This is a genomic window from Serratia oryzae (assembly GCF_001976145.1).
GTDB classification, from domain to species: domain Bacteria; phylum Pseudomonadota; class Gammaproteobacteria; order Enterobacterales; family Enterobacteriaceae; genus Chania; species Chania oryzae.
This window is the reverse complement of record NZ_MOXD01000003.1, coordinates 1-13290: the sequence shown is the minus strand read 5'-3', so window position 1 is coordinate 13290 and position 13290 is coordinate 1. Positions and strand designations below refer to the sequence as shown.

At 49.5% G+C, this 13290-nt stretch carries 11 protein-coding genes; 5 read left to right on the top strand and 6 right to left on the bottom strand.

Going from position 1 to position 13290, the window contains the following annotated elements:
- Nucleotides 1–7 precede the first annotated feature (7 nt).
- Nucleotides 8–2155: a formate dehydrogenase subunit alpha gene (gene fdhF, locus BMI79_RS06010; RefSeq protein ID WP_076941254.1), complete on the top strand. Its 2148-nt coding sequence runs from the start codon at nucleotides 8–10 to the stop codon at nucleotides 2153–2155.
- Nucleotides 2156–2211: 56 nt separating this feature from the next.
- Here the strand turns inward: fdhF and BMI79_RS06005 are convergent, their stop codons facing one another.
- Nucleotides 2212–2493 carry a hypothetical protein gene (locus BMI79_RS06005; RefSeq protein WP_125828739.1) on the bottom strand — a complete coding sequence of 94 codons (282 nt, stop codon included), beginning with the start codon at nucleotides 2491–2493 and terminating at the stop codon, nucleotides 2212–2214.
- Nucleotides 2494–2939: 446 nt separating this feature from the next.
- On the opposite strand from BMI79_RS06005, the gene nagZ reads away from it, so the two are divergent.
- From nagZ to BMI79_RS05990, 3 genes are all read left to right on the top strand, one after another.
- Complete coding sequence (nagZ, locus tag BMI79_RS06000) at nucleotides 2940–4826, top strand: beta-N-acetylhexosaminidase (RefSeq protein ID WP_076941252.1); 1887 nt, start codon at nucleotides 2940–2942, stop codon at nucleotides 4824–4826.
- A gap of 71 nt (nucleotides 4827–4897) precedes the next feature.
- Nucleotides 4898–5893, top strand: a complete 996-nt coding sequence (locus BMI79_RS05995; RefSeq protein ID WP_076941251.1) for an OmpG family monomeric porin — start codon at nucleotides 4898–4900, stop codon at nucleotides 5891–5893.
- A 172-nt stretch (nucleotides 5894–6065) separates the two neighbouring features.
- Nucleotides 6066–8168 carry a family 10 glycosylhydrolase gene (locus BMI79_RS05990; protein WP_076941250.1) on the top strand — a complete coding sequence of 701 codons (2103 nt, stop codon included), beginning with the start codon at nucleotides 6066–6068 and terminating at the stop codon, nucleotides 8166–8168.
- A gap of 142 nt (nucleotides 8169–8310) precedes the next feature.
- On the opposite strand, the gene BMI79_RS05985 is transcribed toward BMI79_RS05990, so the two are convergent.
- From BMI79_RS05985 to BMI79_RS05965, 5 genes are read right to left on the bottom strand one after another with little or no spacing between them, the layout of a single operon-like run.
- A complete protein-coding gene (locus tag BMI79_RS05985; RefSeq protein WP_125828737.1) occupies nucleotides 8311–8922 on the bottom strand; it encodes a tetratricopeptide repeat protein in 612 nt (203 codons plus the stop codon).
- The gene (locus tag BMI79_RS05980; RefSeq protein WP_076941249.1) at nucleotides 8919–9728 is read right to left on the bottom strand and encodes an SDR family oxidoreductase; all 810 of its coding nucleotides are present in this window, start codon (nucleotides 9726–9728) and stop codon (nucleotides 8919–8921) included. Before BMI79_RS05980 ends, BMI79_RS05985 begins: the two co-directional genes overlap by 4 nt.
- A complete protein-coding gene (locus BMI79_RS05975; protein WP_076941248.1) occupies nucleotides 9725–10381 on the bottom strand; it encodes an iron-containing redox enzyme family protein in 657 nt (218 codons plus the stop codon). The genes BMI79_RS05980 and BMI79_RS05975 overlap by 4 nt, the downstream gene beginning before the upstream one ends.
- Nucleotides 10378–11817, bottom strand: a complete 1440-nt coding sequence (locus tag BMI79_RS05970; protein WP_076941247.1) for an AMP-dependent synthetase/ligase — start codon at nucleotides 11815–11817, stop codon at nucleotides 10378–10380. Before BMI79_RS05970 ends, BMI79_RS05975 begins: the two co-directional genes overlap by 4 nt.
- Complete coding sequence (locus BMI79_RS05965; RefSeq protein ID WP_076941246.1) at nucleotides 11814–12458, bottom strand: thermostable hemolysin; 645 nt, start codon at nucleotides 12456–12458, stop codon at nucleotides 11814–11816. Before BMI79_RS05965 ends, BMI79_RS05970 begins: the two co-directional genes overlap by 4 nt.
- Nucleotides 12459–13086: 628 nt before the next feature.
- Between BMI79_RS05965 and BMI79_RS24095 the strand changes: the two genes are divergently transcribed.
- Nucleotides 13087–13290: hypothetical protein (locus BMI79_RS24095; protein WP_208611178.1), on the top strand; the 204-nt coding region annotated here is incomplete at its 3' end.

The following is a 13290-nucleotide window of genomic DNA, read 5'->3' as shown; positions in this document are numbered from 1 at the left end:
AAACATAATGGAAAAGATCACAACCGTTTGCCCGTACTGCGGTTCTGGCTGCAAACTGAATCTGCTGGTGGAGAAGGGCAAAATTGTCAGTGCCCAACCGGCTAATGGCGTTACCAACCAGGGTGAACTGTGCCTGAAAGGTTATTACGGCTGGGATTTCCTGCAGGATACCAAACTGCTGACCCCGCGCCTGACTTCCCCGTTGATCCGCCGCCAGCGCGGCGGTGAGTTTGAAAAAGTCAGTTGGGATGAAGCCATCAGCTACATCAGCGCAAAGCTGTCGGCCATCAAGCAACGGCACGGCGCGGATGCGATCATGATGACGGGTTCTTCGCGCGGCCCAGGCAACGAAGCCAACTATGTTATGCAGAAATTTGCCCGTGCGGTGATCGGCACCAATAACGTTGACTGCTGCGCCCGCCTGTGCCACGGCCCCTCGGTGGCGGGGTTACAGCAAACGCTCGGCAACGGGGCAATGAGCAATTCGATTAATGAGCTGGAAAATACCGAATGTTTGCTGATCTTTGGCTATAACGCGGCGGATTCACACCCGATTGTGGCGCGGCGCATCCTGAAGGCGAAAGCCAAAGGGGCCAAAGTGATCGTCTGCGATCCGCGTTACATTGAAACTGCGCGCATTGCCGATCAATGGTTACCGCTGCAAAACGGCAGCAACATGGCGCTGGTCAATGCCTTTATCCATGTACTGATCGAAGAAGGGCTATACAACAAGAGCTATGTCGAAGCCTATACCGAAGGGTTCGATCAACTGCGCCAGACGGTGGCGAAATACACGCCGGAATACGTGGCCGGTATCACCGGTTTATCGGCGCAGCAAATCCGCGCAGCCATTCGCACCTATGCCGCCGCTCCGACTGCCACCATTCTTTGGGGGATGGGCGTCACCCAGTGGGGGCAGGCGGTGGATGTGGTCAAAGGGTTATCTTCACTGGCGTTGCTGACCGGCAATCTGGGGCGGCCAAACGTTGGAGTCGGCCCGGTGCGTGGCCAGAATAACGTGCAGGGCGCCTGCGATATGGGCGTGCTGCCCAATACCTTCCCCGGTTATGAGAAAGTCAGCGATGCGGTGGCCAGCGCCAAATTTGCCAAAGCCTGGGGTGTTGACCGTTTGCCGATGGAGATTGGTTATTCCATCACCGATGTGCCGCACAAGGTGGCCGAAGGCAAGCTGAAAGCCTATTACATCTTTGGCGAAGATCCGATCCAGACCGAACCGGATCTGGCGGCGATGCGCACTGCCTTTGAACAGTTGGAACTGGTGATTGTGCAGGACATCTTCATGACTAAAACCGCCTATATGGCGGATGTGGTCCTGCCCGCCACCTCTTGGGGGGAGCATGAAGGGGTTTATACCTGCGCCGATCGTGGTTTTCAGCGCTTCAGCAAGGCGATTGAACCGGTCGGTGATGTGAAGCCCGATTGGGAAATCATCAGCCTGCTGGCCAGTGCCATGGGTTACCCAATGTCTTATCACAACACCCAAGAAATCTGGGATGAGCTACGCCAGCTATGCCCGAACTTCTATGGTGCAACCTACGAAAAAATGGCCGGTTTGGGATATGTCGCCTGGCCTTGCCCGAGTGAAGATCACCCAGGCACACCTTATTTATATCAAGGCAATAAATTCAGTACGCCGACGGGCAAGGGCTACCTATGCAGTGCTGAGTGGATCCCGCCGCATGAGAAAACGGACCAAGCCTATCCGCTGGTGCTGTGTACGGTGCGTGAAGTGGGCCATTATAGCTGCCGCTCAATGACCGGTAACTGTTCGGCATTACAAACCTTGGCAGATGAACCTGGCTATGTGCAGATACACCCGGATGACGCGGCTCAGCAGGGGGTTGCCGATCGGGCGCTAGTGTGGATCGCCTCACGCCGTGGCAAGGTGATGGCACGTGCCGAAGTCACCGAGCGGGTGAATGCTGGTGCGGTTTATATGACCTATCAGTGGTGGATAGGTGCCTGTAATGAGCTGACGCTGGACCATGTTGATCCGGTATCCAAGACGCCAGAGTTCAAACACTGTGCGGTGCGGGTAGAGGCTATTGCCGATCAGTCCTGGGCCGAGGCGCAGGTACAGCAGCAATACAGCGCCCTGAAAAAACAGCTGCTTGAGGCAGTTGCGAGCGCCTGACAGGACACCACGCCCAATGGGCGTGGTGATTTAATCGCCGGAAAGGCGGAACCCCGCTACGTAATCGATAAAGAAACGCATATTTTTTGCGTTTCTGTTCTCAAAACTCTGATAGCACCATTAAACTCGGGGCACCAGGGTTGCTGGTTTGGTTCAATATTCAGTGAAAATCTGCTTTCAGAAAAAGTAAAGTGGGGTATAGATAACTCCCTGTTACTCCATTGTGGCAGGTAATAAGGTAGCCAGCGCGTTTTATCAAGTTCCTCCTGATCAAAACCATCATAAAACTCCAACTGATACTTTTTGCCACTAATGACCTTTTGGTGTGTCACTTTCATGGTTTCAGCCTGAAGTAAAGGATATAGAAATTCGCTAATTTTTAACAAATATAGCCCACCACTATCTGTAAAAAACATGCGTAAGAGCAAGTAGCAAACTCATTGCCTATTTTTTCTTCATGAACTGAATGTTAATCATTGAAATAAATAATTTCCCAGAATAATTCACTGTATGAATGTGTTGGTGTTAACAGTTGCACAACCTGTCTTGATGGGTTTTTTTAACCATTTTATTGATTTTTATAGTTTTATGTATCGAGCGCTTGCCGTGTAATCTTTGCTTGAAATCACTGCCTTACAGCATAAGGTATATCTTAAATTCGGGAGGAATTCTTACGTGAGTCGATGTGGAATGTGACCGATGACAAGAATATTAAATTCTTTTTTGTTTTATTTTTAGGAATTTATTATTTTAAATTTACTGGGGATAATAATGAGGAAATAGAATGAAAAAAATTGGAATGACGGTCATTGCAGCATGCGTAGCCGGATTATCTTTTACGGCCATCGCTGTGCCGTTGACTGCCAGCCAACAACAGCATTTGTGGGCAGCACCAAAAGAAAATGCTGAACGGATCGTTGCACAAATGAATACCAGGGAAAAGATCGGTCAGGTTTTGATGCTGGACGTACGTAACTGGGGTAAAAATGCTGCGGGAGAGCCTGAGAATGTGACGGTTCTGCCAGCCGAACTTGCCAAAGTCATTACTGATTATCGTTTAGGCTCAGTGATCCTGTTCCGTGAAAACTTTATTGATACGCCGCAAAGTTATCAACTGATACAAGACTTGCAAAAAGCCAGCTATCAACTGCCTTTGCTGATCAGTACCGACCAGGAAGGAGGCTATGTGACGCGTCTGCGCGAGGGCACAGAAATGCCGGGCAATATGGCACTGGCTGCAACGCGTAATGAAAGTATGGCGCAGCGGGTGGGTGAGGTGCACGGCGCAGAACTTAACGCCTTGGGTGTGCATATTAACTTTGCCCCGGTGTTGGACGTTAACACCAATCAAAATAACCCGGTGATCGGCGTGCGTTCTTTCGGCAGCAATATTGAGTTGGTTAACGGCATGTCGGCCGCCTATATTAAGGGGCTGCATCAGAACTCGGTATTAGCGACGGCGAAGCATTTCCCTGGCCATGGCAACGTCGCAACCGATTCGCACTTTGGCTTGCCGCAGGTTGCTTATTCGGAAAGTGAATGGCGGCAAACGGATCTGGTGCCGTTCAAAAACGCAGTGGACCATGGTCTTGATGCGGTGCTGACGGCGCATATTATCGTGCCTGCACTGGATAACAGCAAAGTGACTTCCAAAAAAGATGGCACTGAAATTGGTCTGCCAGCCACATTATCTAAGAAAATCATCAGCGGTGTTCTGCGTGATGAGCTTAAGTTTAAAGGGCTGGTATTTACAGATGCGTTGGATATGGGCGCGATTGTCGATAATTTCGGTGTTGCTGAAGCGGCTGAAAAGGCCTTGATGGCGGGTAGCGACGTGCTGGTTATGCCGGTGCATATCTGGGATCAGCAAGGTATTGCTCAACTGGAAGATCTCTACCGCTATCTTGAGACGGAAAGCCAGAAGAACCCGGAACTTGCTGCGCGGTTGCAGCAGGCAGCCACGCAGGTGGTGCAGAGCAAGTTGGCAAACAAACTAACGCCTTACAGCCCACATACGCTGGATTATGCGAAATCTGTCGTGGCATCGCCAGAGCATAAGCGCTTTGAGAAGCAGGTTGCTGAAAACGCCATTACCCTGATCAAGAACGATCGCCTGTTGCCTTATCAACTGAAGGCACAAAATAATCTGCTAGTGATTTCCGATGAAAACGCCCGTAATAAGATTGTCAGCAATGAGCTGCAAAACATTGCCAGCGAACTTAAAGGGCAGCAGATCGCGGTAACCAGTTCAGCATTCAAACTGGATGAAAATACGCTACCATCCAATTTGGCAGAAAACATTCGGGCGAACGATCTGGTTATTCTGATCACCTATAATCTGAAAGCCAAACACACGGCGGCACAGAAAGTGATCGATCAAGCTGCAGCGTTGAATAAACCCGTGGTAGTTATTTCTTCCCGCAACCCTTACGATATTGCCTATCTGGATAATGTGAAGGCTAACATAGCGATTTATGGCATTACTGGCTTTGATGTGACCAACAATAATCGTAACTCCCTGGAGGCCAATATTAAAGCCGGTGTGAGAACCTTATTTAAAGCTAACGGCGAACGGGCGGCACTTAATTCACCAAAAGGCAAGCTGCCAGTAGACATCAGAAATCCACAGGGCGATATTATTTACCCATTTGGGCATGGGTTAACTTACTGATTTCACCTTTAATGATATAGCTCGTTAACGCGGGCATGGACTACTTTTAACCAAATTTGGCATGGTATTATATGAAAAACTATCAGTTGGCATTAGTTTCGCTGGCCCTTTTCGCTCATCCTTTTTCTGCGCTGGCTAAAGTCGATGACCAGATTGAAGCCCAGGAGGTGCAGGCTCTACCATGGAAAATAAATACTAACACCTTTTTAGAGGTTGAAGACTTTAAAGGGCACAGGGTTAATGGTGAACGTGTATTTGATAAGGTCAGCCCTGCGTTACAATTAGGTCTTAATAAACCTGATTCTGACTGGAGCTACTTTATGGAATATAAAGCCTCTATGCGAAACTACACCACTAATTATGAATCACGGCCCACGTCCTATAATCGTAACCGCTTGCAGTTACAGGCTAACCGTAAACTTTATAAAGGGACTGACGGCAACCTGAATCTTAGCCTGGTTTACCGGAAAGAGTCGAATGATGTTAGGGCAGAACAGCCGCCTAAAAACTCCTATCATTCCTACTGGCTAATCCCAAGCGGCGGGTATAACTTTAATGAGCAACTATCCTTTGTTTTCTGGGATGCGGGCTATTATTACGACAACACCTTCTCTGGCCCATATATTAATCAGTGGGAATGGGAAAGTGAGCATGGCTTCCAGTATCGCTTCAACGATTCTTTCAGCGCTAAGCTGATGTATTACACCGATTGGACCTGGAATAGCAGTGGTACTAAAACTTGGGAGCAAAATCAGATCCGTGGCTATTTCCCTACTAAGATTAATGAAGAGTGGAATTTGCAACCTTATTTCCGCTTCTTCCTGAGCGAGAAAAACTATAACCCGTTAACTGGGGAAACTACCAACAGCGCAGATTTAGGCGGGTTAAGACTCGGTTTGATTGTTAACTATAACCTGACTTCCAAGGTCACCTTGTGGAGCAACGTGGCATGGGAAACCACTCACTGGGATAAGTCGAAGAATAACCAGGTTGTCACCATTACCTATGGGGATAACAACCGGCAGGACTTCCGCTTATATTCAGTCGGCGTTAAATATTCTTGGTAATGCTATTGCCTGAGGCTGAAGCGGTAAAGGCCCGCTTTGGCCGTTTTTTGGGCAGAGTATGGACATATACCCAAAATAATTCGATTTGCAGGAGGGTGACAAGCATCGTCAACTCCCTGCAACTTGGAGGATGGCGGGTATATATATTAACGGCACATAAAGGACTCTGTATATGCACAATAATTCTCTTTCCATCGCAGCAAAAATGATTGCACTGGTTCTTGCTAGCGGAATGCTGTTTGGTTGTGATTCTGGTGTAACGACGACGAACAACGGTACTCCCACGACGGATACGGGGAGTACTGATAACAACAATACGGACAGCAACACGACGGATAACGGCAGTACCGATAACGGTAACACCGATAACGGCAATACCGATAACGGTAACACCGGTAACGGCAACACCGATAACGGCAATACCGATAACGGCAATACCGATAACGGCAATACCGATAACGGTAATACCGATAACGGCAATACCGATAACGGCAATACTGATAAACCGATACAAACTTACTCACCTTTATATAAATACGTTAAAAACAGTGACGGAGTGTACGGTTACGACAGTAATCTTCCCGTTGATCTTTATAAAGGCGCTAATCAGTTTATCAGTATCCCCGATAACTATATTGCACCCAAGCATGCTTTCAGAAGTGCTTGGGTAGCGACCATCGGCAATCTCAACATGCCGTTTGTCAATAGCGAGCAGGCCTTTAAGCAGACCTATCTGAGCATATTGGATCGCTTCAGTGCGCTAAATATGAATGCCATGATCTTTCAGATCCGTCCGATGCTGGATGCTTATTACTCATCCGAGATTAACCCCTGGTCGCAGTATCTCAGCGGTAAGCAAGGTAAAGATCCTGGCTATGACCCTTTAACCTGGATGGTTGAGCAGACTCACGAGCGCGGTATGGAATATCATGCCTGGTTTAACCCGTACCGGGTGACCAATGCCAAGATCACCAGTCTGTTAAAAAATAATAGTCAGGGCTTATCGAGCGATGAGATCTTGGCCTTGAGCACGGAACAGCAGATTGGCTATCTGGTCAGCGCGGGGATCATGTCTTCAGAGAACTTTGCGGCTAAAAATCCGCAATGGGTGCTGAGTTTTGATGAAAAGCTGTTTTTAAACCCGGCGATTCCGGAAGTAATTGAACATGTGGTAAGTACGGTGGAAGAAGTGGTTCGCCGCTACGACGTTGATGCCATTCATTTCGATGATTACTTTTACCCGTATCGCATCACGGTTAATGGTGCCACTGTGCAATTTGGGGCCAAAGGCGAGGATAGGGCGGCATTTGAAACCTATGGTCTGGTGAATAATCAGTATCCCGATACACCACAAGGCATCGAGGACTGGCGGCGCGACAACGTTACCCGTTTGATTAGCCGTGTGCAGAGCGTGATCGCTCAGCATAATCAGCAGCAGGGTACGGCGGTGCAGTTTGGGATCAGCCCGTTTGGTATTTGGGAGCATAAAGGGCGCAACGAACTGGGTTCCAACACGCCACTCGGCTCCTCCCAGTCGTACAGCGGCAGTATTTTTGCCGATACGCGTAAATGGGTTAAAGAGGAACTGGTTGACTATGTTGTGCCGCAGATTTACTGGAGCTTTGACCAGGCGGCAGCACCTTATGGCGAACTTGCCAGTTGGTGGAATAACCAAATGGAAGGTTCGCATACCCAGCTTTACATCGGCCATGCTAACTACAAACATGTTTCCAACGGTTCTTCCGATGCTGCCTGGATGAACCCTGAGGAGATCCCTAACCAGATGCGCTACAACCAGGATCTCAGCTACGTTTCTGGCAGCGTTTTCTTTAGCTATAACGATCTGCTGGTTTCTAACGTTGCGTCGCAACCGGTGGCACAGCAGGGGGCTTATGGTGCGAAGAATGCGGCTATTGAAAAGTTGTCGCAAACCTATCTCAGTACGCCGACTCTCCCTCCTAGCAAGCCTTGGCTGGACCAAAAAGTGACCACGCTGCCGCAGCAGGCTCGCTTCGTCTCTGGCAGTAAAAATGCCTTTAGCTGGGCAGATAGCCCGGATAACGATACGCGTTACTATGTGGTTTATCGCGGTAGCGGCAAGTCAGGTGCGATCTTTGCCGATCCCAAAAATATCATTGCCAAAGTATGGCGAGGGAAAGCCAATACCTTCAGCTATCAGGATAATAACGCTGTGGGTGAAGGCTACACTTACCTGATAAGCGCGGTCGACGCAGCACAGAATGAAACTGCGCCGGTCACCGTGAAGGTTGATTGATCGGCGAACCGTTCGCCAGCGGAGATTTCCGTGGCATATTGAAAGTAAAAAAAAATCCACGCAATTGCGTGGATTTTGCGTTTATTGTCTGCAATCCTGCGGGGTTCTGCCGGTTACTTGCCTCAGGCTATCCGCTAGCATTTCACAGTTTTTCTAGCCGTTTTTGAATCTCTTCGCGGCGCCCTTTATCTGCCAACTCGCGGCCTGGGCGCGCCGTGGCGGCCAGCGCTTTTTGTAAATAGAGTTTGGCATCGGCTTTACGGCCCTGTTCTAAGAGAAAGTCGCCGTAGAAATAGTTTGGATCTATACCGGTTGGGTTAATCTGTAGCGCCTGTTTAAGCAACGATTCAGCCTGCTTTTTATCGCCAAAGCCGATGGGCCAGCCGGGAACCTGATAATAGAGCGTGCCAAGGCTGGTGTAGGCTGAACCATCCAGCGCTTTCGGATCCAGCTTCAGCGCCAACTCCAGCTTCATTTTCGCGTCCTTGACCAGATCTAAAGCGCCGAGTCCCCCTTTTTCACCGGCCCAACTGCTTTTGACGATGGCAGACCAAATCAGCAAATCTGCGCGTGAGCCATTGGCTGCGCTGGCCTGGTCCGCAATAGTGCTGAGTTGTTCCAGACAATGCTCTTTTTGCTTTGCGGGAGCCTGATATTGGCAAACGGCCCATTGATTTTGAATATTAACCAAATCGCTTTGGGCATAGGCAGCGGTACAGCCCAGTAGCATGAGCGACAACAGTCGTTTTTTCATTGAGGATCCTCCTTTGCAAGGGACGCTTTGGCGTGGCGTGCAATGATGTGCCGCTGCTTGGCCAACGCTTTATCTACAACACCAGGGAAAAGTGCATTCAGCTTGATAAAGAACCGCTCCGGCCAGCCTAACCAGCGTCGTTTTATTTCTTTGTTAAGTGCGATGATGGCCTCTTTGGCAACAAATTCAGCACTGTCGCTTTGGGTGCCTAACTCCTTATTCATAGCGTAAACCGCGTCAGAGTTAAGCGCGGTTTGCGTGGCTCGTGGGGCAAAGTAGAGCACGTTGATGCCTGAGCCGGTGAGCTCCCGCGAGAGAGCCTCACTAAAACCACGTAGCGCAAACTTACTCGCGCAATACACGCTGTACCCGGCATAGCCAATGCTGCCAAAGCTGGAGCCGATATTCATAATGATTCCGGGCCGATTGATGTAAGGCAGCAGGGCCTGCGTTAACAGGATCGGCGCTTGAATATTTAACGATAACTGCTGAGTTATCTGTTGCTCACTGTGATCTTCAAGCCAGGCAAAGTGATTGGTTCCGGCATTGTTGATCAAGATATCAATCTGCTGTTGTTGGCAGAGAAAGCCTTTTGGCTCGGCCAATGCTGCAGGATCACAAAGATCGGCTACCCATAGGGTGTGTTTTTCTGCGTTAGGCAACGCATTCTGGAGCTGTTTGAGCGTGGCTTCATTGCGCCCTTGTAAGATGAGCGTCGCCCCTTGTTTGGCCAACGCGTGGGCCAGCGCTTGCCCAATGCCACCGCTGGCGCCGGTGAGTAAAATACGGCAGTTAGCGAGTTTCATTGTGATTTTTCCAGCAGGCCACGCAGCATGTCGCCGTAAAGTTGGTAAACAACTTTGGCAGAGTGAACAATGGCGGCGCGATCTTCTGCTTTCTCGACCTTGTCCATTAAGGTGGCAAAAAAGGCCAGGTGTTCTTTGTCTAACTCACCGTGTGAACTGAGATAACTCATGGCTTTCGCAGGCAACCCCAGCCCTTGTTTCAGCTGCTGGGCAACCGTCGTTGCAATCGCTACGCTGGTTCCCTCAAGGACGTGCACCATACCGAAAATCCCCATCGGATTAGAACGCGAGATAAAGTCATAGAGAAACGCAATCATCAACTCAATGGCTAAAACCGGCTGGCCGTGGCGAACCGCTTCGGCATCGCCACCGCAAGTCCTGATATCATTTAAGATCCATTCCTGGTGCCCATATTCTTCGTCAATATATTCTGCAATCGCGCCCCGCACCCATTCATACTCTGAGTTCATGCGGCCACCCGCCGTCATCAACAAAGGAACGGTATGACTGACGTGATAGAAAGCCTGTGTCAGAAAGGCGATATACATTTCGACATTTATATTGCCATTCCGGCATGCCTCAATGATCGGAGCAGCAAGGAGTTTTTGTCTGTCTAACGCTGTATTATGCTGTAGCTGTTGATAAAAACTCATACAATATCTCCTGAGGTTAACTGGTGGATGCGGGATTGATACTGGGATAAGATTTGCGCCCGCCGTGGCCGCCCGTTAGCGGTTAACAAACCGTTTTCGACCGTGAGCTGCGCCAAAATATAGTGGTGAATCCGTGCATAATCAGGTAAACGGCTATTTAGCTGGGATATCTGCTCTGCCAGGCTATTTTCATAACCGGGTGTTGGGTGAATTAAGGCAACATTACTGGGTAGCCCGTCACCAAAGACGACAATGCGTGATACTGCCGGGAACAGCTGGGCTTCGGCTTCAACCCATTCCGGTGAAAAATTGCGGCCGAAGGCGCTGATCTGGACGTTCTTTTTACGCCCGGTAATATGCAGAAAACCCTGGTCATCCAGATAACCTAAGTCGCCGGTTGCTATACAAGAACCGGCGGCAGGTTCCCCTAGATACCTCAGCATTGCCGCACCGGAAACGTGGATCTCACCTTCTTCGGTGATGCTGATTTGACAATGCGGTAGCGGTTTTCCTGCCGAACCCGGTAAGGCGTTTCCGGGGGCATTCAGGGTTACAACCGAACCGCATTCTGACAGCCCGTATCCCTCAAAAACCGGCAGCCCTAGCTGATGCGACTTGGCCACTAACTCTTCAGCCACTTTGCCGCCACCGACCGCAATAAAACGTAAGCTTTTTGCCAGTTCGGGCTGCATGCCGCATAGCATAACCAGCAAGCGCAACAGTTCCGGTACCAGCACCAGACTATGTGGGCGCCATAGCCCAATCGCTTGAGCGAGGGTTTGGTAAGAAAATTGGCTGGAGCCGGTAAACCCCACTTCAGCCAGGGCGGGTATTCGGCTGCAGGCACCGCTTAACAGCGGAACATACAGGCCAGTGATATTTTCAAGCAGGGTTGAAAGGGGCAGCAGTGTTAGATGTTGCTGAATCTGTGCCGGAGCCACCCGTTCTGCCAACGATACACTGACTCGCATCAGATGCTCCCAACTCAGGCAAACGCCTTTGGGTTGCCCGGTGGTTCCCGAGGTATAGGTGATCTTCGCCGTATGCGCCGGTAACTCAGCAACGGACAACGGCAGCCGGCGTTGCAAGGCTGGTGCAAAGTTGGGCGTTGTCGTCCAACCGATGCGTGCTGCGCCAATCAGGGCATCGGCCCCGCTGCTTTCAAGCAGCCACTGTTGCTGCTCGGCACTGAAAAAAACCGGCACTGGGATGAGAACAACATTGGCCAAGGCGCAGGCAAGATCGATAACTGCCCACTCCAGCCCATTATCAAGAAACAAGGCCAGCCGCGATATTTTCTCGGCTTTAAGTTTCTCGGCCAGGGAGGCTGTTTTTTGCAATAGCTCAGCGTAGCTAATGACTTGTTGGCTATCACATAATGCGGGCCGAGAAGGATCTGCCGCCGCGATCTGTTGCATACGCTCAAAAAGGATCATAGTTGCACGCTCGTCTGCACTGGGAAAATGCCTGGCATTGGGCCAAATAGTGAGAGTAATAAACTGGTTTTACTCAGAACTTGGCGGCCTTGGTTCAGCTCACCCATCATGACGTAGGGTTGGTGCTGGTAATATTTTCCCCAGTTTTTGACCTCTTCGCCTATTTTCTCAGGCTGGGCCCGAGCCAGCTCAACGGGGTTCAGATGCAGCCGATGGAAGATATTCCTCAGTTTCCTGGTGCCGGTAAATACTACATATTCGAGTTGGTTATCGCACAAGAGCTGACAGATGGCGGCAAACATGATTCGTGCGTTACCGGCTTCAGCGCAGGCAAAATTGCCTATTTCAACTAAGTGGCTGCGCGATATGGTTTTACCCGTGTGAACGGCAATGACCTCCTCAATAGGAGCAGCCAAATAATGTTCAAGATACAAAGGGCCCAGGTCTGCCCGGTTCAGGCCGCAGGCTCCCACCAACTTCCCATCTGCCCGGTACATGCCCAGAAGGTAAGGAAGGAAGTGAGGGATGGTTGCATTGAACTCCCGTCTATATTCGTTCTGTATATAGTCCTGCAATAGCGCCCTGTGGGCATTATCACGAGAGAATAAAAGCTTATAAGGGGCTTGGATGTGCACGCTCATATTCACTCCTTCTGCTGGTAAGAGGAAATATAGCGATAAAGGCTTAGAAAAGGCTTAAGAAAGGAGGAATGTTACATTTTGATATAAAAAATGGCTGCGTTGAGCGAGCCTGGTGGCATGTGGGGTATGAGAAATAGACGAGAATAAATCTCAACTTGTTGAAATTTATCTTCTTTACGACACATTGCTATATACCACCTTGTGATATCCGTAGATTAACCAAAACGAGTGTTGAGATTACGCCTATGTGTACGCTAGCTTTTGCAGATAGAGAGTGATCCGCAAGACGGCAGCGTTGGTGAGCAGCCTAGGTGCGCCTAACGGGTTTCTTGGGGGGCGATAACATCAGGTTATACATCCATTATTGACGAATACCTCACCGAATTTAGGCGCTGTTATACAGTTGTTTTTAGTGCTCAGGGGTGATTACGTTATCGGCATCATGAGGTTAAATGAGCGTTTAAAATTCAGCACATGTGGTTCTCCTCTAAAAAATAAGAATAAAACCGTTTTTTACCCTTTGGGTGACACCGCAACTATTTATTATGTCGAGATTCTGAGCTGGCTGGAGTAGGTTTTTGGGCCGGGGTTTTAGGGGGCTTTTTAGCACAATAGGCATAATGTAAACTTGGGATTCCGAGATTATTCCTTTACGGTGGCAGGGAAAAGCTATGCGGCTAAAAAAAAATGGCGGCAGCGATGCGTTGCGTTGCGTCAGCGACAGTTATTGACGCAGTTGATTCAACAGGGAAAACAAGAGGAAGCCTGGAAAAAAATTCGTGCTCGGCTACTGTTTGCGCCTAATGACGTTTGGTTTATTCATGAAGCTGCT